Source organism: Jatrophihabitans sp. (assembly GCF_036000465.1).
Lineage (GTDB): Bacteria > Actinomycetota > Actinomycetes > Mycobacteriales > Jatrophihabitantaceae > Jatrophihabitans.
Genome location: NZ_DASYFV010000024.1, coordinates 1 through 23,560 on the forward strand (window position 1 = coordinate 1; position 23,560 = coordinate 23,560).

General features: G+C 72.1%; 28 protein-coding genes and 1 pseudogene. 21 read left to right on the forward strand and 8 right to left on the reverse strand.

The window, feature by feature from the left end; genetic code table 11:
• The 5 genes and pseudogenes from VGN18_RS08725 to fabG all read left to right on the forward strand — a co-directional run.
• Nucleotides 1–317, forward strand: a pseudogene (locus VGN18_RS08725) (phosphotransferase family protein); the annotation flags it as partial.
• A gap of 15 nt (nucleotides 318–332) precedes the next feature.
• Nucleotides 333–1,553 carry an acyl-CoA dehydrogenase family protein gene (locus tag VGN18_RS08730; RefSeq protein WP_327539286.1) on the forward strand — a complete coding sequence of 407 codons (1,221 nt, stop codon included), beginning with the start codon at nucleotides 333–335 and terminating at the stop codon, nucleotides 1,551–1,553.
• Complete coding sequence (locus tag VGN18_RS08735) at nucleotides 1,550–2,149, forward strand: TetR/AcrR family transcriptional regulator (protein WP_327539287.1); 600 nt, start codon at nucleotides 1,550–1,552, stop codon at nucleotides 2,147–2,149. The genes VGN18_RS08730 and VGN18_RS08735 overlap by 4 nt, the downstream gene beginning before the upstream one ends.
• A gap of 61 nt (nucleotides 2,150–2,210) precedes the next feature.
• A complete protein-coding gene (locus VGN18_RS08740) occupies nucleotides 2,211–2,954 on the forward strand; it encodes an SDR family oxidoreductase (protein WP_327539288.1) in 744 nt (247 codons plus the stop codon).
• A 49-nt stretch (nucleotides 2,955–3,003) separates the two neighbouring features.
• Nucleotides 3,004–3,768 (forward strand): 3-oxoacyl-ACP reductase FabG, encoded by a 765-nt coding sequence (fabG, locus tag VGN18_RS08745; protein ID WP_327539289.1) that lies wholly within the window; start codon nucleotides 3,004–3,006, stop codon nucleotides 3,766–3,768.
• A 21-nt stretch (nucleotides 3,769–3,789) separates the two neighbouring features.
• On the opposite strand, the gene VGN18_RS08750 is transcribed toward fabG, so the two are convergent.
• A complete protein-coding gene (locus VGN18_RS08750) occupies nucleotides 3,790–4,359 on the reverse strand; it encodes a hypothetical protein (RefSeq protein ID WP_327539290.1) in 570 nt (189 codons plus the stop codon).
• Nucleotides 4,360–4,519: 160 nt separating this feature from the next.
• Here VGN18_RS08750 and ffh point away from each other — a divergent pair, with 160 nt between their 5' ends.
• Nucleotides 4,520–6,052 carry a signal recognition particle protein gene (gene ffh, locus VGN18_RS08755; protein ID WP_327539291.1) on the forward strand — a complete coding sequence of 511 codons (1,533 nt, stop codon included), beginning with the start codon at nucleotides 4,520–4,522 and terminating at the stop codon, nucleotides 6,050–6,052.
• Nucleotides 6,053–6,061: 9 nt separating this feature from the next.
• Complete coding sequence (locus VGN18_RS08760; RefSeq protein ID WP_327539292.1) at nucleotides 6,062–6,325, forward strand: hypothetical protein; 264 nt, start codon at nucleotides 6,062–6,064, stop codon at nucleotides 6,323–6,325.
• Nucleotides 6,326–6,327: 2 nt separating this feature from the next.
• Here the strand turns inward: VGN18_RS08760 and VGN18_RS08765 are convergent, their stop codons facing one another.
• From VGN18_RS08765 to VGN18_RS08785, 5 genes are all read right to left on the reverse strand, one after another.
• Entirely contained in the window at nucleotides 6,328–6,912 is a 585-nt protein-coding gene (locus VGN18_RS08765) for a hypothetical protein (protein ID WP_327539293.1), read from the reverse strand.
• Nucleotides 6,909–7,793, reverse strand: a complete 885-nt coding sequence (locus VGN18_RS08770) for a hypothetical protein (protein ID WP_327539294.1) — start codon at nucleotides 7,791–7,793, stop codon at nucleotides 6,909–6,911. Before VGN18_RS08770 ends, VGN18_RS08765 begins: the two co-directional genes overlap by 4 nt.
• Nucleotides 7,790–8,101 (reverse strand): type VII secretion target, encoded by a 312-nt coding sequence (locus VGN18_RS08775; RefSeq protein ID WP_327539295.1) that lies wholly within the window; start codon nucleotides 8,099–8,101, stop codon nucleotides 7,790–7,792. The genes VGN18_RS08770 and VGN18_RS08775 overlap by 4 nt, the downstream gene beginning before the upstream one ends.
• Nucleotides 8,098–8,487, reverse strand: coding sequence for a YbaB/EbfC family nucleoid-associated protein (locus VGN18_RS08780; protein ID WP_327539296.1), 390 nt, complete (start codon nucleotides 8,485–8,487; stop codon nucleotides 8,098–8,100). Before VGN18_RS08780 ends, VGN18_RS08775 begins: the two co-directional genes overlap by 4 nt.
• Nucleotides 8,488–8,586: 99 nt before the next feature.
• Nucleotides 8,587–10,755 carry an elongation factor G-like protein EF-G2 gene (locus VGN18_RS08785; RefSeq protein WP_327539297.1) on the reverse strand — a complete coding sequence of 723 codons (2,169 nt, stop codon included), beginning with the start codon at nucleotides 10,753–10,755 and terminating at the stop codon, nucleotides 8,587–8,589.
• Nucleotides 10,756–10,938: 183 nt separating this feature from the next.
• On the opposite strand from VGN18_RS08785, the gene pgsA reads away from it, so the two are divergent.
• The 8 genes from pgsA (at nucleotide 10,939) to pdxT (ending at nucleotide 17,506) form a co-directional block, all read left to right on the forward strand.
• Entirely contained in the window at nucleotides 10,939–11,565 is a 627-nt protein-coding gene (gene pgsA / locus VGN18_RS08790) for a phosphatidylinositol phosphate synthase (RefSeq protein ID WP_327539298.1), read from the forward strand.
• The gene (locus VGN18_RS08795) at nucleotides 11,565–12,521 is read left to right on the forward strand and encodes a phosphatidylinositol mannoside acyltransferase (RefSeq protein WP_327539326.1); all 957 of its coding nucleotides are present in this window, start codon (nucleotides 11,565–11,567) and stop codon (nucleotides 12,519–12,521) included. The genes pgsA and VGN18_RS08795 overlap by 1 nt, the downstream gene beginning before the upstream one ends.
• Before the next feature lie 9 nt (nucleotides 12,522–12,530).
• Nucleotides 12,531–13,664, forward strand: a complete 1,134-nt coding sequence (locus tag VGN18_RS08800; protein WP_327539299.1) for a glycosyltransferase family 4 protein — start codon at nucleotides 12,531–12,533, stop codon at nucleotides 13,662–13,664.
• Between the two features lie 26 nt (nucleotides 13,665–13,690).
• Nucleotides 13,691–14,236, forward strand: coding sequence for an NUDIX hydrolase (locus VGN18_RS08805; protein ID WP_327539300.1), 546 nt, complete (start codon nucleotides 13,691–13,693; stop codon nucleotides 14,234–14,236).
• A 15-nt stretch (nucleotides 14,237–14,251) separates the two neighbouring features.
• Nucleotides 14,252–15,301, forward strand: a complete 1,050-nt coding sequence (locus VGN18_RS08810) for a DUF3048 domain-containing protein (protein ID WP_327539301.1) — start codon at nucleotides 14,252–14,254, stop codon at nucleotides 15,299–15,301.
• 91 nt (nucleotides 15,302–15,392) lie between these two features.
• Entirely contained in the window at nucleotides 15,393–16,307 is a 915-nt protein-coding gene (pdxS, locus tag VGN18_RS08815) for a pyridoxal 5'-phosphate synthase lyase subunit PdxS (RefSeq protein WP_327539302.1), read from the forward strand.
• A gap of 217 nt (nucleotides 16,308–16,524) precedes the next feature.
• Nucleotides 16,525–16,872 carry a hypothetical protein gene (locus tag VGN18_RS08820; RefSeq protein WP_327539303.1) on the forward strand — a complete coding sequence of 116 codons (348 nt, stop codon included), beginning with the start codon at nucleotides 16,525–16,527 and terminating at the stop codon, nucleotides 16,870–16,872.
• A gap of 22 nt (nucleotides 16,873–16,894) precedes the next feature.
• Entirely contained in the window at nucleotides 16,895–17,506 is a 612-nt protein-coding gene (pdxT, locus tag VGN18_RS08825) for a pyridoxal 5'-phosphate synthase glutaminase subunit PdxT (protein WP_327539304.1), read from the forward strand.
• A 7-nt stretch (nucleotides 17,507–17,513) separates the two neighbouring features.
• Here pdxT and VGN18_RS08830 read toward each other — a convergent pair whose 3' ends face one another.
• Nucleotides 17,514–18,374, reverse strand: coding sequence for a class I SAM-dependent methyltransferase (locus VGN18_RS08830; RefSeq protein ID WP_327539305.1), 861 nt, complete (start codon nucleotides 18,372–18,374; stop codon nucleotides 17,514–17,516).
• Between the two features lie 80 nt (nucleotides 18,375–18,454).
• Here VGN18_RS08830 and VGN18_RS08835 point away from each other — a divergent pair, with 80 nt between their 5' ends.
• Complete coding sequence (locus VGN18_RS08835) at nucleotides 18,455–19,210, forward strand: YebC/PmpR family DNA-binding transcriptional regulator (RefSeq protein WP_327539306.1); 756 nt, start codon at nucleotides 18,455–18,457, stop codon at nucleotides 19,208–19,210.
• Between the two features lie 295 nt (nucleotides 19,211–19,505).
• Here VGN18_RS08835 and VGN18_RS08840 read toward each other — a convergent pair whose 3' ends face one another.
• A complete protein-coding gene (locus VGN18_RS08840; RefSeq protein WP_327539307.1) occupies nucleotides 19,506–20,318 on the reverse strand; it encodes a site-2 protease family protein in 813 nt (270 codons plus the stop codon).
• A 97-nt stretch (nucleotides 20,319–20,415) separates the two neighbouring features.
• On the opposite strand from VGN18_RS08840, the gene ruvC reads away from it, so the two are divergent.
• From ruvC to VGN18_RS08865, 5 genes are read left to right on the forward strand one after another with little or no spacing between them, the layout of a single operon-like run.
• Nucleotides 20,416–20,937 (forward strand): crossover junction endodeoxyribonuclease RuvC, encoded by a 522-nt coding sequence (gene ruvC / locus VGN18_RS08845; RefSeq protein WP_327539308.1) that lies wholly within the window; start codon nucleotides 20,416–20,418, stop codon nucleotides 20,935–20,937.
• Between the two features lie 11 nt (nucleotides 20,938–20,948).
• Nucleotides 20,949–21,488, forward strand: coding sequence for a hypothetical protein (locus tag VGN18_RS08850; RefSeq protein WP_327539309.1), 540 nt, complete (start codon nucleotides 20,949–20,951; stop codon nucleotides 21,486–21,488).
• Nucleotides 21,485–22,102: a Holliday junction branch migration protein RuvA gene (ruvA, locus tag VGN18_RS08855; protein WP_327539310.1), complete on the forward strand. Its 618-nt coding sequence runs from the start codon at nucleotides 21,485–21,487 to the stop codon at nucleotides 22,100–22,102. Before VGN18_RS08850 ends, ruvA begins: the two co-directional genes overlap by 4 nt.
• Nucleotides 22,099–23,148 (forward strand): Holliday junction branch migration DNA helicase RuvB, encoded by a 1,050-nt coding sequence (gene ruvB / locus VGN18_RS08860; RefSeq protein WP_327539311.1) that lies wholly within the window; start codon nucleotides 22,099–22,101, stop codon nucleotides 23,146–23,148. Before ruvA ends, ruvB begins: the two co-directional genes overlap by 4 nt.
• Before the next feature lie 43 nt (nucleotides 23,149–23,191).
• Nucleotides 23,192–23,554, forward strand: a complete 363-nt coding sequence (locus VGN18_RS08865; RefSeq protein ID WP_327539312.1) for a preprotein translocase subunit YajC — start codon at nucleotides 23,192–23,194, stop codon at nucleotides 23,552–23,554.
• Nucleotides 23,555–23,560 lie beyond the last annotated feature (6 nt).

Below are 23,560 nucleotides of genomic sequence, written 5' to 3' on the forward strand. Positions count from 1 at the left end.
CGCTCACCGATGTCGGCCTGCTCGTCGTCTACCAGACGCTGTCGGCCGACGGGGACTTCGTGATGCCGCGGATGAGCCCGTCCGACGGATTCCCCACCGCGACCGAGATGGTGGTCCGCTACGGGGAGCGTTCGCCGCGCGACCTGTCCGACCTCGACTGGTACATCGCGTTCGGCTACTTCAAGCTCGCGGTCATCGCCGAAGGCATCCACAACCGCTACCTGCAGGGCAAGACGGTCGGCGAGGGCTTCGCGCACTTCGGCCCGGCCGTCCCGCGCCTGCTCGACACCGCGCTGACCACCCTGGCTGCCCGATAGCGATAGGAGTCCACCATGGAGTTCCGGCACAGCGAGCGCTCGCAGGCCCTGCAGGAGCAGGTTCGCCAGTTCCTCGACGAGCACGTCTATCCCGCCGAGCACGAGTTCGAGCGCCAGGCCGCCGACAACCGGGCCAAGGGGGAGCCGTTCCGCACCCCGGACGTGCTCGCCGGGCTGAAGGACACCGCACGCGGCCAGGGGCTGTGGAACCTCTTTTTGCCCGATGAGCGTTACGGCGCCGGGCTTTCCGTGCTCGACTACGCGCCGATCGCCGAGCTGTCCGGTCGGTCGGCCGCGCTCGCGCCCGAGGCGATGAACTGCTCCGCGCCCGACACCGGCAACATGGAACTGCTCGCCATGTTCGCGAGCGACGAGCAGGTGTCGCAGTGGTTGCGCCCGCTGCTGGACGGCGAGATCCGCTCGTGCTTCTCGATGACCGAGCCGGCGGTGGCGTCGTCGGACGCGACCAACATCGCCACCACCATCACCCGCGACGGCGAGGACTACGTCGTGGACGGGCGCAAGTGGTGGTCGACCGGCGCGCTGCGCCCGGAGTGCAAGGTCGCGATCGTCATGGGGGTGAGCGACCCGGATGCGCCGCGGCACGCCCGCCATTCGATGATCCTGGTCCCGCTGGACACCCCAGGCGTCACGATCGAGCGGTCGACGACGGTCTACGGCTACGACGACGGTCCGCACGGCGGGCACGGCGTCATCCACTACGACCACGTGCGAGTGCCGGCGACGAACCTGCTCGGCCCGCAGGGTGGCGGCTTCATGATGGCGCAGGCCCGGCTGGGCCCCGGCCGCATCCACCACTGCATGCGCAGTCTCGGAATGGCCGAGCGCGCGCTGGAGCTGATGTGCGCGCGGGTGGTGAGCCGTACCGCGTTCGGCAAGCCGATCGCCGAGCAGGGCGTCGTGCGCGAGTGGATCGCCGAGTCCCGGGTGGCGATCGACCAGGCCCGGCTGCTCGTGCTCAACGCCGCCTGGCTCATCGACACCGTCGGTGCGGCCAAGGCCCGCACCGAGATCGCGGCGATCAAGGTCGCCGCGCCGCGCGCCGCGCTGTACGTGGTCGAGAAGGCGGTGCAGGCGCACGGTGCCGCCGGCGTCTCGAGTGACACGCCGCTGGCCGAGATGTGGGCCCAGCTGCGCACGCTGCGCCTGGCCGACGGGCCCGACGAGGTGCACCTGCGCTCGCTCGCCCGCGAGGAACTCCGCAAGATCACATGACCGCGAGCGCAGCGACCGGGGCAGACCGTGGCACGCGCGAGCGCATCGTGTCGGCGGCAGTCGAACTGTTCGCCGCGCAGGGTTACGACGCCACCAGCGTGACCCAGGTGATCGAGCGCGCGAGGCTGACCAAGGGCGGCTTCTACCACCACTTCGCGAGCAAGGACGCGCTGCTCTTCGAGGTGTACGGCGACCTGATCACCCGCCAGCTCGAAAGGATGGACGCGATTCTCGCCCGGGGCCTGCCGCCCGCGGACACATTGCGCGCGATCATCGTGGACCTCGTGGAGTCCACGGCCGCGTCCTCGCAGCGTGCGCTGGTGTTCTGGCGCGAACTGCACCGGCTCGGCGACGAACACACGTCGGCCTATCGGGCCGCCCGCCGCCGCTACCACGACGAGGTGCGCCGGTTGATCCGCGCCGGCCAGGCGTCGGGGGAGTTCGCGCAGGTCGCGTCGGCGGACACGATCACGTTCACCATCTTCGGAGTGATCAACGAGCTGCCGCTGTGGTACCGCCCGTCCGGGCGCAAGAAGGCTGCCCAGATCGGCACCGAGCTCGCGGACTTCGTGCTCGCCGGACTGCAGCCGCGCTAGATGGGTGGGGGCCGACCGTTCCGCGGATCGGTGTCATCCGACAACTTGGAAAGGTTTCCTGATGGATTTGCAGGGCAAGGTGGCTGTCGTCACCGGCGGTGCCGGCGGGATCGGGGCGGCGCTTGCGGCGCGCTTCGACGCGGAGGGCGCGACAGTGGTCGCCGTCGACCGCGTCGCGCTCGACGGCGTGCGGGTCTGCGACGTGACCGACGCCGAGGCGCTGCGTGTTCTCGTCGGCGGCGTGATCGCCGAACACGGCGGCATCGACCTGTTCTGCTCCAACGCCGGCATCGCCACCGGCGTCGGGCTCGACGATCCCGACGACCTGTGGCACGCGGCGTTCGAGGTGAACCTGATGGCACACGTGTACGCGGCGCGTGCCGTCGTCCCCCACATGCTGGAACGCGGGTCGGGCTACCTGCTCAACACCGCCTCGGCAGCGGGTCTGCTGACCTCGCCCGGCGACGCGCCGTACGCCGTCAGCAAGCACGGCGCGGTGGCCTTCGCCGAATGGCTCGCGGTGACCTACGGCGACCGCGGGATCGGGGTCAGCGTGCTGTGCCCGATGGGCGTCGCCACGCCGCTGCTGATGGATCCGCTCGCCGCGGGCGACCCGGGTGCGCAAGCGGTTGCCGCGTCCGGCGACATCGTCAGCACCGAACACGTCGCCGACGTCGTCGTCGCGGGGCTGCGGGAGGAGACCTTCCTGCTGCTGCCGCACCCGCAGGTGGGTACGTTCTGGGCGCAGAAGGCGTCCGACCCTGATCGTTGGCTGGCCGGCATGCGCCGCCTGGTCAACCGCTAGGTCGATCGTCGAATCACGAGTCAACCGTCAGTCACGAGGAGACACACACATGCCAGGAGTTCAGGACCGCGTCGCGCTGGTGACCGGTGCCGCGCAGGGAATCGGCGCGGCGGTCGCGCAGCGCCTCGCCGCGGACGGCGCCAAGGTCGGCGTGCTCGATCTGCAGCAGGACGCCGCGCAGGCCGTCGCCGACGAGATCACCAAGGCTGGCGGCACCGCGATCGGCCTCGGCGCCGACGTGTCCAAGCGCGACCAGGTGCAGGCTGCGGTGGACACGCTGGTCGGCGAGTTCGGCGGCCTGCACGTGCTGGTCAACAACGCCGGTGTGCTGCGCGACAACCTGCTGTTCAAGATGACCGACGACGACTGGACGCTGGTCATGGAGGTGCACCTGCGCGGCGCGTTCCTGTGCAGCCAGATCGCCCAGAAGCACATGGTCGAGGCCAAGTACGGCCGCATCGTGTGCATGTCGTCCACGTCCGCGCTCGGCAACCGCGGGCAGGCCAACTACTCGACGGCCAAGGCCGGCCTGCAGGGCCTGACCAAGACACTCGCGATCGAGCTCGGCCCGTTCGGCGTGACGGCGAACGCCATCGCCCCCGGGTTCATCGAGACGGCCATGACCAAGGCCACCGCGGAGCGGATCGGCACGACGATCGAGGCGATGCGTGAGAACGTGGCCTCGATGATCCCGGTGCGGCGCGGCGGCGTGCCCGACGACATCGCCAACACCGTGGCGTTCTTCGCCGGCGAGGAGTCCGGGTACGTGACCGGCCAGGTCATCTACGTCGACGGCGGGCGCGGCCTTCTGTAACCCGCCCGTCCGGGCCGACGGTCAGTCGACGACGAGCCGGGCGGGCGCGTGACGTAGCACCGCCGCGTGCACCGCGTCCCACACCTTCGGGTCGCGGCCCAACGGGACCTCGAACGTCTGTTGCGTCACCCCGTCGATCGGGCGGGGCGCGAGCGCGGGGGCGATCTCCGGGTGCCCCGCGACGGCGCTGAGCGGCACGAGCCACAGCGCGTCGCGGGGCCGGCCCGAAGAGGGGGCGTCGGGGCCGTCGGGAAGCTCGTTCTCCGACTCGTCCTCGCGCGGCAGCCGCCCGAACCTGACCGCCGCCATGTGCTGCCACCGCAGCCGCCACAAGTTGCGGGGGCCGATGTCGCGCGAAATGGCGTCGACGTCGAAGACGAGCCGGTCGGCCGCCATCCGCGCGCCCCAGGCGAGCAGGCCGCCGGCCAGGAGCAGGAGCGCGCCGAGGACGGCCACGACCGCCCCGGCCGGGCCGACGACGGCCCAGACGATCCCGAAGGCGCCGAGCAGCGCCGAGGCCGCCGCGGCCAGGCGGTGGTTGAGGCCGCCGGAGCGGCTGAGCGTCACGACGGTGCGAGGAGCGGTCGGCACAGGTCCTGAGCCTACGGCCGTGATCCGGGTGACCATGCCTGCCACAGGCCACGCCACAGGCCCATCGGGACCCGGGCGTCGGCCCCGGACCGCCGGAACTCTGCCGCCGCGGGCCACGCCCAGTAGGCTGGGACGGACGAACCGACCGTTAGGACCCTCGTTGTTCGACACCCTTTCCGACCGGCTCAACTCGGTCTTCAGCAACCTGCGCGGCAAGGGCAGGCTGTCCGACGCCGACATCGACGCGACCGCACGCGAGATCCGCATCGCGCTGCTCGAGGCCGACGTCGCGCTGCCCGTCGTCCGCGGGTTCATCGCCGCGATCAAGGAGCGCTCCCGCGGGGAGGAGGTCTCCAAGGCGCTCAACCCCGCGCAGCAGGTCATCAAGATCGTCAACGAGGAGCTCGTCAAGATCCTCGGCGGCGAGACCCGGCGGCTGCGCTACGCCAAGAACCCGCCGACGGTGATCATGCTCGCCGGCCTGCAGGGCGCCGGCAAGACGACCCTGGCCGGCAAGCTCGCCCACTGGCTGCGCGAGCAGGGCCACGCCCCGATGCTCGTCGCCTGCGACCTGCAGCGCCCGAATGCGGTGAACCAGCTGCAGATCGTCGGGCAGCGCGCCGGCGTCGCGGTCTACGCGCCGCAGCCCGGCAACGGCGTCGGGGACCCGGTGCAGGTGGCGCGGGACTCCGTCGACATCGCCCGGCGCGCGCAGCACGACATGCTCATCGTCGACACCGCCGGCCGGCTCGGCATCGACGCGGAGATGATGCAGCAGGCCGCGGACATCCGCGCCGCCATCGACCCGCAGGAAGTGCTGTTCGTCGTCGACGCGATGGTCGGCCAGGACGCCGTCAACACCGCCGAGGCGTTCCAGGACGGCGTCGGGTTCACCGGCGTCGTGCTCACCAAGCTCGACGGCGACGCCCGCGGTGGTGCCGCGCTCAGTGTGCGCGAGGTGACCGGTCAGCCGATCATGTTCGCGTCCAACGGCGAGAAGCTCGAGGACTTCGACGTCTTCCACCCCGACCGGATGGCCTCGCGCATCCTCGGCATGGGCGACATGCTCACCCTGATCGAACAGGCCGAGAAGCACTTCGACCAGGCCGACGCCGAGCGCATGGCCGCGAAGCTGCAGTCGGGCAACCAGTTCACCCTCGAGGACTTCCTGGATCAGCTGCAGGCGATCCGCAAGATGGGCCCCATCGGTAACCTGCTCGGCATGATGCCGGGCATGGGGCAGATGAAGGAGGCCATGGCCCAGGTCAACGACAAGGACCTCGACCGCACCGCCGCGATCATCCGCGGCATGACCCCGCTCGAGCGGGAGAACCCGAAGATCATCAACGGCTCGCGCCGGCTGCGCATCGCCAACGGCTCGGGCGTCGCGGTCAGCGACGTCAACCAGCTCGTCGACCGGTTCTTCGAGGCCCGCAAGATGATGGGCCAGCTCGGCAACATGGGCCTGCCCGGCATGCGCAAGCGCAGCGCCACCAAGTCGCAGAAGAACAAGCGCAAGGGCAAGAAGGGTGGCGGCGGGCGCGGACCGTCCCAGCCGCGCCTGCCCGCCGGCTTCCCGGGCGGGATGCCGGGTGGGATGCCCGGCGGACTGCCGCCCGGCTTCAACGCCGGCCAGCTGCCCAAGGGCATGGAGATGCCCGACATCAGCAAGCTCAACCTGCCCAAGCAGTAAGCGCGCCCCGTGCACGAGGTGTGGCTGGAGCTGGTGAGCGGGAGCCGGGTGCTCGTGGGCTCCGACCTGCCCGACGTCCCGGCGGCGAACGCAATCGCGCGGCAGTGGCGCGAGCGGGCCGAGAACGAGCCCGACGTGCTGCACGAGACCCGACCGGGCAGCGGCTGCATCGTGCGCGGGTCGGCGATCATCGCGATCAAGGCACAGCAGCAGCCCCGGCCGGGCAAGGCCGAGCAGCTGTTCAAGGTATCGCGGCCGGGCAGCTGGCTCTAGCCTCAGCCGAGCTGCGGCGCCTCGCAGTTCGCGTCCTCGGTGCCCCAGCCGAGCGTGAGCACGCGAACTCGCACGCCGTGGGCCCGGGCCAGCGCCGCCACGCCTTCGCCGAACGCCTTGCGACTCGCCGCCCCGGCGCCACGCACCGGCATCACCTCGTAGGGCGTCCCCCCGCTCACGACCGTGACAGTGAGGTAGTCGCCGGTGCGGACGTTGCCGGTGTTCATGCCCATGGCTGCGATCAGCTTGCCGCCGGGCTGGTTGTTGCCGAGTTCGACCCAGTCCATCCGCTCCCACGGGACGCTCGCCGGACCGCCCGAGTACCAGTGGATGCCGGCGGCGTCGGCGAAGGCGGTGACCTTCGCCGCCGGTCGGGCCAGCCGCATGAACGCGATGACACCGACGACCGCCACCACCAGGAAGACCAGCGCGGTGAGGTAGAAGCGCAGCAGGAACAGGGCTATGGCGGGCATGAACGGGAGGGCGAGCAGACCCGAGCCGGTCCGCTGGGCGACGTTGCCGCCGTTGAGCCGGGCGTAGGCGCCGAGCTTCAGCGTCACGCGGTCGGGTAGCGCGGCCGCCGTCACTTCTCGAGCTCCTTGATCGTGCCGTCGAGCTGCTTGATGGTCTCGATGGTGGCTTTCGGGCCCCGCTCGTCGAGCGCCTGCATCACCCGGCCGAACTGGTTGCCCTCCATGCGTCCCTTCCACCGCTCGAGGGCGTGCAGCACCGGTTCGATCTTGCGGGCGATCTGGCCCAGCTTGCCGGTGTAGACGGTGATCTCGCCCTCGACCCGGATCGTCGTGGTCTCGATGGACGCCGCCTGCATCTCGGCGTCGACCTCGATGACGGTGATGGCGACCTCGAGCGAGGCCCCGAAGGTGATCCACGAGCTCGCGAGCGCGGCGAGCACGTACAGCACCACCCGCTCGACGAAGTCGCTGACGACCTTGAAGACCTCGTCGCGGGTCATCGCGACGAGCACGCCGGTGGCGGTCGTCAGCCCGGACAGCGCGGCCGCGGCCGCCGCGGCCGCGCCGACCAGGCCGGTGTAGTCGCCGCCCGCCGTGCGGTAGTGGTCGGCGGCATCGCCGCGCCACGAGTCGATCGAGGAGAACTCCCGGCTCAGGTCGCCGGTGGCCTCGAACAGGGCGGCCGAGATGTTGGCCCAGGTCTTGGCCACGGCGGCGATCTCGTCGGGGTCGCCCAGCATCGCGTCGATCGGTTCCTTGAGGAAGCCGATGTGGTTGATCAGCCAGCCGACGCCCGCGGAGAACACCCCGCCGAGCGGGTCGAGCACCAGGCCGAGGATGTCGAGCGTCTCCATCACCGAATCGACGGCGATGTCGGCCGCACCCGTCGAGTCGGAGTTCAGGTCGTCGATGAGCGCCTTGCCGTCGCCGAGGAACCCGACCCCGGAGGTCCAATCGCCCGACTCCGGCGCGGCGATGAGGTCGTTGCCGCTCACGACACCAGCCCCTTGAGCGTTTCGGACGTGCGCTGCTCGACGAGCTCGTAGACGTCGACGTTCTTCGACAGCGACGACTGCATGCCGCGCCCGAGCGAGCCGGAGCCCGAGATCAGCTGCTTCGCCGCGGCGGCGACGGCGCCGAGCACGGGCACCGCGATCGGGGAGAACAGCAGCCCGTACGGGTGCGTGCCGCCGATGCCCTCCTCGTCGGCCGCGTCGGCGGCGTGCTCGATGCGCCCGGCGATCTCGCCCAGCCGCGCGGCGTGCGAGCGCAGCGCTGCCGGATCCACCTCGTACCCGGTCATGATCGTCCGTTCTCGTCGGCAGCGGGCGGGATCGCGTCGCGTAGCAGCTGGAACGTCGGATTGTCCGGCCCGACGAGCGCCGACAGCGCCTCGGTGCTGCGCTCGGCGGCCTGGGCGCAGGCCTGCCGGTAGGTGGCCATCACCGCGGCCGACAGCCGGGACGGGGGCACGCCGTCCGCCTTCGCGCCGAACGTGAGCTTCTTGAGCACGCCGCCGGCGCCGACCACGACGGTGACCGCGCCGTCACGCGACGTCTGGCTGATCTCGGTGGCCTCGAGGCGGGCCTTCACCGCCGCGCCGCGGGCCTGCAGTTCGCGCATGCGGGCGAGGTGCTGCTCCTGGTAGGCCTTCAGCCGCTCGGCGGTCGGCAGGTCGGGGGTTGTCACACGGGCTCCGGATGATCGTCGGTGGCAGGTCGCTCGACCGTAACCGAGCCCGACATCCCGGCCAAGTGGGACAAGTCCCCTGTGGACGGAACCTCGCGGTCAGCCGGCGAGCGCCTCGCGCAACGAGCCGGCCACGTTCGGCGGCACGAGGTCGTAGCGGGCGAAGCGCCGGGTGAAGCGGCCGGTGCCCGCGGTGAGCGAGCGCAGCGTCGTGGCGTAGCGCACCAGCTCGGCGTCGGGTATCTCGGCGTGCACGATCGAGCGCTCCATGCCGATCATCGCGGTGGTGTCCGGCTCGGTGCCGGTGACCCGGCCGCGGCGCCCCGACAGGTCCGACAGCACGGCGCCGACGTGCGCGTCCGGGACGGTGATGTCGACGGCGGCGAGCGGCTCGAGCAGGCAGAGGTCGCCGTTCGCGGCGGCGTCCTTCACCGCCAGCGCGCCGGCGGTCTGGAACGCGGCGTCGGAGGAGTCGACACTGTGCGACTTGCCGTCGGTCAGCGTGACGAGCACGTCGACGACCGGGGTGTGGTCCTGGGTCACGCCGAGCTCGAGCTGGGTCCGCACCCCCTTCTCGACCGAGCTGATGAACTGTGAGGGCACCGCCCCGCCGACGACCTTCTCGGCGAACTGGACGCCCGAGCCGCGGGGCAGCGGCGTGACGACGACGTCGCAGACCGCGTACTGGCCGTGCCCGCCGGACTGCTTGACGAGCCGGCCGTGGCCGCGCGACTCGCGGGTGAACGTCTCCTGCACCGCGATGCGCAGGGGCACGGTCTCGACGTGCGCGCCGGTCGCGCGCAGCCGGTCGAGCACGACGTCGGCGTGGGCCTCGCCGAGGCACCACAGCACGAGCTGGCCGGTGTCGGCGTGCCGCTCGATGCGCACGGTGGGGTCGCCGGCGGTGAGGCGGGCGAGCGCCTTGGCCAGCGCGTCCTCGTCGCCGCGGGTGGCCGCCTCGACCGCGATCGGCAGCAGCGGCTCGGGCATCTCCCACGGGGCCATCAGCAGCGGCGCCGACTTCGCCGAGATCGTGTCGCCGGTCTCGGCCACGCCGAGGCGGCCGACGGCGCAGATGTCGCCGGCCACGGCCCGCTCGATCGGACGCAGCGTGGCGCCGAGGGGCGAGAAGATCTGGGCGACCCGCTCGTCGGCGTCGTGGTCGGGATGGCCGCGCTCGGCGCCCCCGTGCCCGGACACGTGGATCGCGGTCTCGGGCGTCAGCGTGCCGGAGAACAGCCGCAGCACCGACAGGCGACCGAGGTAGGGGTCGACCGTCGTGCGCACCACCTCGGCCAGCAGCGGGCCGTCGGCGCGACACTCGAGCGCCTTCTCGCCGTTGCCGTACAGGCCGAGCGTCTCGGGGAGGTCGAGTTCGACGGGGGAGGGGAAGGCGCCGGTCAGCACCTCGAGCAGCTCGGCGAGCCCGAGGCCGGATTCGGAGCAGACCGGCAGCACCGGGAAGAACGTGCCGCGGGCCACTGCCGTCTCGAGGTCGTCGACGAGCACCTCGAGCCCTATCTCCTCGCCCGAGATGTAGCGCTCGAGCAGCGTCTCGTCCTCGCTGTTGTTGATGATCGCCTCGATGAGGGCGCCGCGCGGTTCGTCGATGTCGTCGTCGCCCGCGGCCGACTCGGTGGGCGGGAAACCGTCGGCGTAGGAGACGCGGCTGCGCGAGAGCAGGCCGATCAGGGTGCGGTCGTCGACCGGCACGTACAGCGGCAGGACGGCCTGCCCGTCGGCCCCGCCGAAGACCCGCTGGCAGGCGGCGACGGCGGCGTCGTAGTCGGCCCGCGGCGCGTCCAGCTTGGTGATGACGACGGCGCGCGGCGTGCCGAGGGCGGCGCACTCCTCCCAGAGCGCGACGGTGATGGGGTCGATGTCGTCGGCGGCCGAGACGACGAACAGCGCGCCGTCGGCCGCGCGCAGCCCGGCCCGCAGCTCGCCGGTGAAGTCGGGGTAGCCGGGGGTGTCGAGCAGGTTGATCATCACGCCGTCCCACTGCAGCGGACAGACGGCGAGAGCGACGGAGCGCTGCTGCGCGATCTCGACCGGGTCGTGGTCGCTGACCGTGGTGCCCTCGACGATCGACCCGGCCCGGGGGATGGTGCCGGTGGCGGCGAGGAGGGCCTCGGCGAGTGTGGTCTTGCCCGCACCGGAATGTCCGACGAGCGCAACGTTGCGGATCTTCTCCGGTCTGTCCGCAGTGTCGAACGTGGCCGTCGCGGTGGATGTCCTGCCTCGGGTGGCGGCCTTCTTGTTCGACATAGGCGGGTCTCCAGTTCGTCGTCGAGTCGTCCCCCGGCCGTACGTACCGATTCCGGCATTCGACACCCAACCGCGCCGGCGGACAAGCGCTCGGCGCAGATCGTCGGCGCCCGGCGGCTATCGTTGGTCGACCGACGCCAGTCCTCACCCGGCGCCCTGACCCCGAACGGACACCAGCAGAGCGTGCTCAACATCCATGCGCGGGCCGCGGTCTCGCGGGCCCTCGTCCCGCTCGGCACCAGCCTCGCGAAGGCCGGCATCACCCCCGACGCGATCACGCTGGTCGGCACGGTGGGTGCGGTTGCCGCGTCCGCGGTGTTCCTCGCCCACGGCTGGTGGTTCACCGGGACGATGGTGATCACGTTCTTCGTGCTGCTCGACATCGTCGACGGTGCGGTCGCGCGCGCAGGTGGTCGGGGTTCGGTGTTCGGGGCGGTGCTCGACTCGTCCTGCGACCGGATCGCCGACGCCGCCGTCTTCGGCGCGGTCGCCTGGTACTTCGCCGAGCACGGGCAGCGCTGGATGCTGCTGGCCGCGCTGCTGTGCCTGATCCTCGGATCGTTGACGTCCTACATCCGGGCCCGGGCCGAGGCGGCCGGGCTCACCGCCACCGTGGGCGTCGCCGAGCGGGCCGAGCGGCTGATCATCGTGCTCGTCGGCACCGGCCTCACCGGGCTGGGCGTGCCGTTCGTCCTCGCCGTCGCCCTGTGGCTCCTGGTCGCCGCCTCGACCGTGACCGTCTTCCAACGCTTCGCCACGGTCTGGACGCAGTCGAAGGCGCAGGCGCCCCGCGAGCGGGCCGACGCGTGATGCTCGACGGCCTGCGGGAGCGCGCCGTGGGCGCGGGCTACGCGGCCGGCTGGGGCATGATCAAGACCATGCCGCGAGGTATGTCGGCGCGAGCGTTTCAGGCCGCGGCCGACGCCGCCGCGGTGCGCAACGGCGGGGGCGCCCGGCAGCTGCGCAGGAACCTGCGCCGCGTCGTCGGCCCGGCGATGTCCGAGCTGCGGATGGACGCTCTGGTCGGCGACGCGCTCCGGTCCTACGCGCGCTACTGGATGGAGACGTTCCGCCTGTCGACGATGGACCTCGACGACGTCGTCGCGCGCATGGACGAGAACGCCGCCGGAACCGAGCACCTCGAGGCGAGTCTCGACCGCGGCCGGGGTGTCGTCCTGGCCCTGCCGCACTCGGGCAACTGGGACACCGCGGCCTGCTGGCTGGTGCGCCACTACGGCTCGTTCACCACCGTGGCCGAACGGCTCAAGCCCGACTCGCTGTTCGACCGGTTCGTCGCCCTCCGTGAGGGTCTCGGCATGGAGGTCATCGCGCTGACCGGGGCCGAGCGGCCGCCGACCGACGTGTTGTCGGAGCGCCTGCGATCGAACGGGGTGGTCTGCCTCGTCGCCGACCGCGATCTGTCGAACCACGGCATCGAGGTGGACTTCTTCGGCGAGAAGGCCCGCATGCCCGCGGGCCCCGCGCTGCTCGCGGCCACCACCGGTGCGGCCCTGCACCCGGTGCACTGCCGCTTCGTCGGCGACGACAGCTGGGGCCACTGGATCGGGCCGCGCATCGAGCTGCCCGAGGGCCGGCTGCGCGAGCGGGTCACCCACGGCACCCAGGCGGTCGCCGACCACTTCGCCGCGAAGATCGCCGAGTACCCGGCCGACTGGCACATGCTGCAGCGGCTCTGGACGGCCGACCTGCCGCCGCGGCCGGCCCCCGCCGCCAAGGCCGGCCCGCCGGCCGCCTCGGTCCGGTAGGTGACCGGCATGCGCATCGGCATCGTCTGCCCGTACTCCTGGGACATCCCCGGCGGGGTGCAGGCCCACGTCCGCGACCTCGCCGAGGAGCTGATCAGCCGGGGCCACCAGGTCTCCGTGCTCGCCCCGGGCGACGACGACACCCCCGGCCTGCCGCCCTACGTCACGGCGGCCGGGCGCGCCGCGGTCCGCATCCCGTACAACGGGTCGGTCGCCCGGCTGCAGTTCGGTCTGGTGGCGGCCTCGCGGGTGCGGCGCTGGCTGCGCGACGGGGCCTTCGACGTCGTCCACGTGCACGAGCCGGCTCCGCCGAGCCTGTCGCTGCTGGCCTGCATCATCCACGAGGGGCCGCTCGTCGCGACCTTCCACATGGCCGTCACCCGGTCGCGCTGGCTGTCGGCGTTCGACTCGGTGCTGCAGCCCTTCCTGGAGAAGATCACCGGCAAGATCGCGGTGTCGCCGGCCGCGCGCAAGGTGATCGTCGAGCACCTCGGCGGCGACGCCGTCGTGATCCCTAACGGCGTGGCCGTGGCCCACTACACCGACGCCGAGCCGTTGCCCGGCTACCCGCGCCATTCGCCGGGCGGCGGCACGATCGGCTTCATCGGTCGCTACGACGAGTCCCGCAAGGGCATGGACGTCCTGGTCGGCGCGCTGGAGGTCCTGGCGCCCGAGCGTCCCGACCTCAAGGTGCTCGTCGCGGGGCGGGGGGACTCGGCGGACTTCCTGCAGGGGCTGCCCGACGGTCTGGCCGACCGCTTCGAGCTGATGGGTCAGGTCAGCGAGGAGGACAAAGCCCGGATGCTCCGCAGCGTCGACGTGTACTGCGCGCCGAACACGGGCGGCGAGAGCTTCGGCGTGATCCTGCTCGAGGCGATGGCGTCGGAGACCGCGGTCGTCGCGAGCGACCTCGAGGCGTTCCGGCGGGTGCTCGGGGCGGGGGTGGCCGGGCGGCTGTTCCCGACCGGCGACTCGGCGGCCCTCGCGGCGGCGCTGGTCGAGGTGCTCGACGACGCCGACCTGCGGGCGCGCCTCGTCGCGGCCGGCACCGAGGTCGTCGCCCCCTTCGACTGGTCGGTCATCGTGTCCGATGTGCTGCGGGTCTACGAGTTGGCCATCGCCGGTGCGGGCGTCCCGATCTGACCCGGTCGGTGGCTTAGAGTCCTGGGGTGCTCCCCGTCGGTTGGTTGATCGCGGCCGTCGTCGTGGCGGTCCTGCTGACCATGTGGATCACGTTCACGCTCACCCGGCTCGACCGCCTGCACGCCCGGGTCGATGCGGCCCAGGCCGCGATGGACGCCCAACTCGTGCGCCGCGCCGCCGCCCTGCTGCACGTCGCCGAGTCGGCGAACAGCGGGGTTCCGGCCGGCCGCCGCGACGAGTACGACGGGATCGCGCAGCGGGCGCTCGCGGCGGGCGACGCTGGGCACGAGCGTCAGGGCGTCGAGAACGCGGTCGGCCGCGCCGTCACCGAGCTGGCCGAACTGCCCGAACCGCTGCGCCCCGACGCTGCGGACGAACTGAGAGAAGCGGCCGCCCGGGTCCTGATCGCGCGCCGTTTCTACAATGATGCGGTACGAGACACCCGAGCCCTGCGCGCGCGGCGTCTGCCCCGGCTGTTCCGCATGGCCGGCCGGCGGGAACTGCCGGAGTTCTTCGACATCGACGACACCCTGCCGGTACCGACACGTGTTGACCCCCCGACGCGTCACTGAAGAGGATCTGTTGCCATGATCAGCCCGACCCGTGCCTTCGTCGCGTCCATCGCGGTGACCGTCCTGCTCGCCACCGCCGCCTGCAGCGGCGACGCGAAGAAGAAGGCGAGTCCGTCGGTGTCGGCGACCACGTCCGCCGCCGCCTCGTCCTCGACGCCCGCCCCGGCACCGGCGCCCGCGCGCAAGCTCAACCCCTACACCGGTCTCGGCAGCGTGCCGACCACGCCGACCATCGCGGTGAAGATCGACGACACCCCGCCGGGACGCCCGCAGGTCGCGATCGACCTCGCCGACATCGTCTACATCGAAGAGGCCGAGGGTGGCCTGTCGCGCCTCGCCGCGATCTTCGGCAGCCACAAACCGACCGTCGGCTACGTCCGTTCCACGCGCCCGAGCGACCCCGACCTGCTGCTGCAATTCGGCCGGATCACCGAGGCGGCGTCCGGTGGCGGGCACGACGCGTTGCCCCTGCTCGACAAGTCCGGCATCAAGGGCTGGATCAACGACCGCGGGGCGGCCTACTACCACCGGCAGAGCCGCAACGAGTCGAGCTACATCAACCTGCTGCTCGACCTCTTCAAGGTCGCGAAGGACGCCAGGACGGCGCTGCCGAAGCCGATGGGCTTCACCTTCGCCGCGGCGTCGCCCCAGTTGGCGACGGCCCAGAAGGCCATCGACATCCACACCCGCGTCGGCAGCCAGGTCGTCGAGTTCCGCTACTCGTACACGCTGCACAAGTACATCCGTTACATCGACGGCGTCGCCCAGCGCGCGGCCGACGGCCAGCTCGTCGCGACCCGCAACGTGATCGTGCAGACCTGCCGGATCATCCCGCACCCGCAGGACACCGACGTCAACGGCAACCCGTCGCAGTTCACCATCACAGTCGGGCACGGCGCGGTCGCGGTGTTCCGCGACGGCAAGCGCATCGACGGTTCGTGGATCCGCGGCGCGCTGTCCGGCGGCACGCTGCTGCGCACGAGCAAGGGTGCGCCGATCCTGCTCGGCCCCGGCAACACCTGGGTCGCGCTCGTGCGGCCCGGCGTGGGCGCCACCAGCCACTAGATGCCCGGCCACTAGATGCCCGGCCACTAGATGTACAGCGGTCTGCCCCGGGTGGCGTCCGGGGCGGCCGCGGGCTCGTAGAATCGGCGCCATGTCCGAGCGCATCGAGTCCCACCCGTCAGATCACGCCGTCGGCACCGCCCGCGTCAAGCGCGGCATGGCCGAGATGCTCAAGGGCGGCGTCATCATGGACGTCGTCACCGCCGAGCAGGCCCGGATCGCCGAGGACGCCGGCGCGGTCGCCGTCATGGCCCTCGAGCGGGTGCCGGCCGACATCCGGGCCCAAGGCGGCGTCTCGCGGATGAGCGACCCCGACATGATCGAGAGCATCGTCGCGGCGGTGTCGATCCCGGTCATGGCCAAGGCCCGTATCGGCCACTTCGTCGAGGCGCAGGTGCTGCAGTCGCTCGGCGTCGACTACATCGACGAGTCCGAGGTGCTGACCCCGGCCGACTACGCCAACCACATCGACAAGTGGGCCTTCACCGTCCCCTTCGTCTGTGGTGCCACCAACCTCGGCGAGGCGCTGCGCCGGCTTACCGAGGGCGCGGCAATGATCCGCTCCAAGGGCGAGGCCGGCACCGGCGACGTCTCCAACGCCACCACGCACATGCGCAAGATGCGCGACCAGATCCGCTGGCTGCAGAACCTGCCCGAGGACGAGCTCTACGTCGCGGCCAAGGAGCTGCAGGCGCCCTACGAGCTCGTGGCCGAGGTCGCCCGCGCCGGCAAGCTGCCGGTCGTTCTCTTCACCGCCGGCGGCATCGCCACCCCGGCCGACGCCGCGATGATGATGCAGCTCGGCGCCGAGGGTGTCTTCGTCGGCTCGGGCATCTTCAAGTCGGGCAACCCGGCCCAGCGGGCCGAGGCCATCGTCAAGGCCACCACCTTCTACGACGACCCCGACGTGATCGCCAAGGTCTCGCGCGGTCTCGGTGAGGCGATGGTCGGCATCAACGTCGACGAGATCGCCCAGCCGCACCGCCTGGCCGAGCGCGGCTGGTAGTTCCCGTCAGGGGAGCGCTGCGCGAGGTGCCGAGGCTGGTCTGGATCCTCGCCGCGAGCCGGGACCGGGCGGCCGGCCGAGTCATACGTCGTCTCCTGAGTTTGTATGACGCTGTAAACGGTGAGGCTTCCTCCGTTTACAGCGTCATACAAAGCGGGGGCGACGGCGTCCCGAATCCGGCACAGAACTGTCGGCAGGTCGACCTAGTCTGCCGCCCATGACCGCAAGCACACCGATGTCGCCCACCGACCGGGTCCGCGCGGAGGCGGCGCGCTACGTGGCCGACCTCCTGGCCCAGACCGCGCCGGCCGAGCTGCCGGTGCGCGAGCGGAAGCAGCGGAGCCGCGCGCAGACGGACGGGCGGTCGACCGTGTTTTCGTTCCGGCTCGATCCCGACGAGGTCGCGGCGCTGGAACGGCGGGCCGAGGCGGCCGGGATCGGCCCGTCCGTGCTCGCGCGCAACCTGGTGCGCATGGGGTTGGCGACCCGGCCGGGCGACGAACTGCCGGGCGCGCTCGACCGACTCGCGGCTGCGATCGACGACGTCAGTGCCCTGATGCGTTGAGGCGCCAGTAGGCTCGAATGCTGTGTCCTCCCACCTCACCGTCGGCGTGTTCGCGCTGCAGGGCGGCGTCCGTGAGCACCTGCAGGCGCTGACTGCAGCCGGGGTCGAGGCGATCACGGTCCGGCGCCCGGAGGAACTCGCGCGGGTCGACGGGCTGGTGCTGCCGGGCGGCGAGTCGACGACCATCGTGAAGCTCGCCCGCACCTTCGACCTGCTCGACCCGCTGCGCGCGCGCATCGCCGACGGGCTACCGGTGTTCGGGTCCTGCGCCGGGATGATCCTGCTCGCCGATCGCGTCGACTCCGGCGGCTCACCGCTCGACGCCACCATCGGCGGCATCGACATCACGGTGCGGCGCAACGCGTTCGGTCGCCAGGTCGACTCGTTCGAGGAGGACCTCGAGATCGAGGGCGTCACCGGCGAGCCGGTGCGCGCGGTGTTCATCCGGGCGCCGTGGGTACAGGAAGTCGGTCCGGCGGCGCGGGCGATCGGCACCGTGGCCGGGGGCGACAAGGCCGGCCACGTGGTCGCCGTGCGTCAGGGCAGTCTGCTGGCGACGTCGTTCCACCCCGAGCTCACCGGCGACGGTCGCATCCACGACCTGTTCTGCCGGATCGTCGCCGGCACCGGCTGAGCGGCGGTCAGCGTCGCGCGGTGACGATCCTGATCGACGCACCGAGCACCACGTGCCCGTTCTCGTCGACGCGGTCGCGATAGACGTTCTCCAGCTCGTCGCGGAACGCGGCGATCGTCCCCTCGGCCGCGCCCTTCATGGCGATCCGGGCCGGACCGAGCTCCAGGCTCGTGTCGGCCGCGGCCCGCGGGTCGAGCCCGCCGCCGAAGGCGAGTCGCAGCCGGTGCGGGGTGACGGTCACGTCGCGCCAGCCGGCCCCGGTGAGCAGCGCGGTGACGACGTCGCGGTCGGACCAGGAGCCCGGACCGGCGTCGACCGGCTGCTCCTCGCCCGCACCCTCGTGGGCGCGGCGGGCCGCGAGGGCCAGGTCGTAGGGCAGGTCGAAGAGCTCCGACTCGTTGCGCGGCCCCCACACCGCCACGGCCAGCCGCCCGCCCGGCCGGGTCGCAGTGGCCAGGTTGCGGACGGCGGCCGGCGGGTCGCTGAAGAACATGACCCCGAAGCTGGACAGCACGAGGTCCCATCCGGCGGGCGGGGGAGTCCAGGTCACGGCGTCGGCTTCGACCCAGTCGATCGGCGCACCCTCGGCCGGCAGCGCCCCGGCCGCGGCCAACATCTCGGGCGAGATGTCGAGCCCGGTCACCCGCCCGCCCGGGCCGGCAAGCGCGGCGGCCGCGCGCGTGGTGGGGCCGGTGCCGCAGCCGACGTCGAGCACCGCCTCGCCGGGCTGCACCGCGGCGGCCTCGAACAGCAGCGGGGTCACCGGCGCGAGCTGTCGCTCCAGGCCCGGGGCCAGGCGCAGCCAGCGCGTCACCCGGTCGCCCGCCCAGGCCTCGGCGGGTTCGGCAGCGGTCTCATGATCGGTCACGGGCCGACCGTAGCCGAGCCGCGCCCCGGTTAGACTGGACCGTCGGACATCAGGACAGACGACGGGACGGGAGCGCCAGCGTGTCAGGCCACTCCAAATGGGCGACCACCAAGCACCAGAAGGCGGCCAAGGACGCCAAGCGGGGCAAGCTCTTCGCCAAGCTGATCAAGAACATCGAGGTCGCGGCCCGCATGGGCGGCGGGGACGTCGACGGCAACCCGACGCTGTACGACGCCATCCAGAAGGCCCGCAAGAACTCCGTCCCGATCGACAACATCGACCGCGCGGTCAAGCGCGGGTCGGGCGCCGAGGCCGGCGGAGCCGACTGGCAGACGATCATGTACGAGGGCTACGGGCCCAGCGGCGTCGCTCTCCTGATCGAGTGCCTCACCGACAACCGGAACCGCGCGGCCATGGAGGTGCGCACGGCGATGACCCGCAACGGCGGCTCGATGGCCGATCCGGGCTCGGTGTCCTACATGTTCAACCGCAAGGGCGTGGTGATCGTGCCCGACGCCGGCTTCTCCGAGGACGACGTCCTGATGGCCGTGCTCGATGCCGGCGCCGAGGAGGTCAACAACCTCGGCGAGGCCTACGAGGTCATCAGCGAGGCGACCGATCTCGTGCCCGTCCGCACCGCCCTGCAGGACGCCGGCATCGACTACGACTCGGCCGACTCGTCCTTCCTGCCCAGCGTCCAGGTGCCGCTCGACGAGGACGGCGCCCGCAAGGTGCTCAAGCTCGTCGACGCGCTCGAGGACCTCGACGACGTGCAGAACGTCTACGCCAACTTCGACGTCAGCGACGAGGTGCTCGAGGCCGTCGGGGCCGAGTAGTCCGTCAACCCAGGTGGGCATGCCGGCCGGGTCGGTGCCCGCCCGCGGGTGCCAGTACTCGTGGTCGCCGCCGTCGGGGGCCGCGATGGCGAACGGCGCGACGCCCCGACGCAGCGCCTGGGCCTGGAAGCGATCGAGGTGCAGGCTCGCCCCGAAGGCGTCGCCGTGGTGCCCGGTGCGTCCTTGCAGCGCGATCAGGACCGGCGGCCGCGCACCGTCGTGCCCGGGCGGGTAGGAGATGGACCAGCCGACCCGAGCCCGCCGAGCAGCACGGCCCGGCGGCCGACCCGGGCTGTCACGCCGGGGCCTTGCCCCACCACTTGAAGAACTCGCGCCCGAACGCCCACAGCACCTCGTTCGCGCCGGTGCGCGCACACAGCCAGTTGACCGCGTCGAAGAAGGCCCGGTTGAGCTGGGAGACGTAGAGCAGCAGGACGATCACGCCGAGCATGCCCCACGGCTTCACCTTGTCGCCGATGCGGACGGTCTCACGGTCGAGGTAGGGCTCGATGATCGCGTAACCGTCCAGGCCCGGTACGGGCAGCAGGTTCAACACCGCGGCCGTCGCCTGCAGAAAGCCGAGGAAGGCGACCCCGGCCCAGAACCGGAAGTGCTGATCGGGTCGGGCGATGTCGCTGATGTGCGGCTTGGCCACGTAGAGCAGCACCAGCGCGAAGACGAGGTTGGTCAGGGGCCCTACGGCGGCGGCGATGCTGCGCGAGCTGCGGCTGCGGAAGGTGTGCGGGTGCAGGTAGACCGCCCCGCCGGGCAGCCCGATACCGCCCTGGATGATGAAGAACAGCGGCAGCAGGATCGACAGCACCGGGTGCGTGTACTTGAACGGGTTGAGGGTCAGGTACCCGGCCGACTCGACGCTCCGGTCGCCCGCGCGGTACGCGGCGTAGGCGTGCGCGAACTCGTGGAAGCAGACCGAGACGACCCACCCACCGAGGACGAACACGAACACGCCGATGTCGCCGACGCGGGAGCCGGGAAGGTTCTGCGTCCACGCGATCACCGCCCCGACGACGGTGGCGGCGACGAAGGCCAGGAACAGCGGGCTGGGACGTACCGCGCGTCGCCGCCGGCCGAGGTCATGAACGGACATGGGCGACACGGTACGGACGCGGCGTGTTGATTCGGCGCAGCGACGGGCCGCGCACCTAGGCTGCATCGAACGACCGTTCGACAGGAAGGGGCCCGGAGTGCGCGTGCTCGGCGTCGACCCCGGCGTGACCCGCTGCGGCATCGGTGTCGTCGACGGCGCGCCCGGCCGCCCCCTCACCCTCGTGTACGTCGACGTCGCCCGCACCCCGCCCGACGCTCCGGCGGGGGAGCGGCTGCTGGCCCAGGCCGACGCCATCGAGGCCGCCATCGCGCAACACCGCCCGGACGTCGTGGCGGTCGAGCGCGTGTTCAGCCAGCACAACGTCCGCACCGTCATGGGCACGGCCCAGGTGGCCGGCCTGGCCATGGTGGCCGCGACCCGCGTCGGCATCCCGGTCGTGCTGCACACGCCGAGCGAGGTCAAGGCCGCTGTCACCGGCTCGGGCAGCGCCGACAAGGCCCAGGTCGGTGCGATGGTCACCCGGCTGCTGCGCCTGGCCGAGATGCCGAAGCCGGCCGACGCCGCCGACGCCCTCGCCCTCGCGATCTGCCACGTGTGGCGCGGCAGCGCGCAGTCCCGGCTGGCGACCGCGGTGCAGGCCGCCCGGGCCCACCGGTGAGGATGAGGGGCATGAGCGAGGAACTGGTTTTCACCGTCGACCCGCAGACGCTCCGCGAGGTCTACCCCGACCCGGACGCGGTGCAGGCCCGCATCGGGGTGCTGCGGACCGAGATCCGTGACGCGCCCGACGAGATCGGCGAGCTGCTCGCGCGGGGCGAACTCGTCGACCTGCTCCGGGCGTGCGGGCCGCTCGACGAGGCGCTGGACGAGGCGCGGGCGGCCGCCGACCGGGCCGAGATCGCCGGCACCGCGGCCCAGCAACACGTCGCCCGCCTGCGGCTGGCCCGGGTGCACGAGTGGCGCGGCGACTTCGGTGAGTCGAACCTCGAGTTCACCGAGCTGCTCGCCGCCGCCCGCCAGTTCGGCCAGGTCATCGAGGCGTTCACCCACCAGCACGCCGGCGAGAACGACTACGACCAGGGGCACTGGGCCGACGCCCTCGAGCACTTCGCGCAGGCGCTCGCCGTCCGCGAGCAGCTCGAGCTCGACGAGGCCGAGACCTCGCGCATCGCCGTCGCCGCCGCCCGGCAGCGGAAGGAGCAACCGTGATCGCCAGCGTGCGGGGCACCGTGGCCGCGGTGGCCCCCGACGGCGCGGTCGTCGAGGTCGGCGGCATCGGGCTGGCGGTGTCCTGCTCGCCCGGCACCCTGGCCCGGCTGCGGGTGGGGGAGCCGGCCCGGCTGGCCACCAGCCTGGTCGTCCGCGAGGACTCGCTGACCCTCTACGGCTTCGCCGACGACGACGAGCGGGCGCTGTTCGAACTGCTGCAGACTGCCAACGGGGTCGGCCCGAAGCTGGCCCAGACCATGCTGGCCGTGCACCCGCCGCGCGAGCTGCGTCGCGCCATCGCGACGAGCGACTTCCCGACGCTGACCCAGGTGCCGGGCATCGGCCGCAAGGGCGCCGAGCGCATCGTCATCGAGCTGCGCGACCGCATCGGCTCGATCGACGGCTCCGACACCGCCGTCGTCACCGGCGGCCCGGTCACCGCCGTGGCGCCCTGGCGCGACCAGCTCACGCACGCGCTGGCCGGGCTCGGCTTCTCCGGCAAGGAGGCCGGCGACGCGATCGAGGTCGTCGCCGTCGACGTCGAGCCGGGCACGTCACCCGACGTCCCGGCGCTGCTGCGCCGCTCGATCCAGCTGCTCGGACGTACCAGATGAGCGAGCCGGTCGAGGATCTCGTCGACCCGGCGCCGCTGGACGGCGAGCGCGAGGTCGAGGCGTCGCTGCGTCCGAAGCGACTCGACGAGTTCGTCGGGCAGCCGAAGGTCCGCGAGCAGCTGCAACTGGTGCTCGAGAGCGCGATGCGGCGCAACCGGCCACCGGATCACGTCCTGCTCTCCGGGCCGCCCGGGCTCGGGAAGACCAGCCTGGCCATGATCATCGCGGCCGAGCTGGGCACGCCGATCCGGGTCACCAGCGGTCCGGCCATCGAGCGGGCCGGCGACCTCGCCGCGCTGCTGACCAGCCTCGGCGAGGGCGAGGTGCTGTTCATCGACGAGATCCACCGCATCGCCCGCCCGGCCGAGGAGCTGCTGTACATGGCGATGGAGGACTTCCGGGTCGACGTCGTCGTGGGCAAGGGACCGGGCGCCACGGCGATCCCGCTCGACCTCGCGCCGTTCACCCTGGTCGGCGCCACCACCCGGGCCGGGCTGCTCACCGGCCCGCTGCGCGACCGCTTCGGCTTCACCGGGCACATGGACTTCTACGACGCCGTTGAGCTCGAACACGTGCTGCGCCGCTCGGCCGAGCTGCTCGGGGTCGACCTGCGCGCCGACGGCGGGTCCGAGATCGCCGGACGCTCGCGCGGCACGCCCCGCATCGCCAACCGCCTGCTGCGCCGGGTACGCGACTACGCCGAGGTGCGGGCCGACGGCGTGGTCACCGAGGCGATCGCCCGCGCCGCGCTCGCGGTCTACGACGTCGACGAGCTCGGCCTCGACCGGCTCGACCGCGGCGTCCTCGACGCACTGGTGCGCCGGTTCGGCGGGGGACCGGTGGGCGTCGGCACGCTCGCCGTCGCGGTCGGTGAGGAGACCGAGACGGTCGAGGAGGTCGCCGAGCCGTTCCTGGTGCGGGCCGGCCTGCTGGCCCGCACGCCGCGCGGCCGCATCGCCACGCCCGCGGCCTGGCACCACCTCGGCCTGACGCCACCCGGGCCCGCCGCGCCGTCGTCGGGCGGCTCGACGCTGTTCGACGCGTAGGCTCGCGGGGTACCTGCCACCGACGCTGGGAACCTCCGTCGCCATGAAGGACCTCATTCCGTTCATCGTCTTCGCGCTCGTCATCATCACGCTGGTGTTGATCTCGGCCCGGGCCCGCCGCCGTCAGGCCGACATCGCCGCCGGTCGGGCCGAGTCGATCGGTGTCGGCACCGACGTCATGACCACCTCGGGACTGCACGGCACCGTCGTCGCCCGCAACGACGACGACACGGTGCAGCTGTCCATCGCGCCGGGGGTCGAGGTGCGCTGGGAACTCGCGGCCCTGCGTGACCTGCGCGCGCTGCCGGCCCAGTTCCGCCGCGACGCCGACGCCGACGCCGACGCCGACCGGCCCCGCACCGACACGGTCGATCTCGACAAGCTCGACAGCGGCGACGCGCCGTAGCCACTG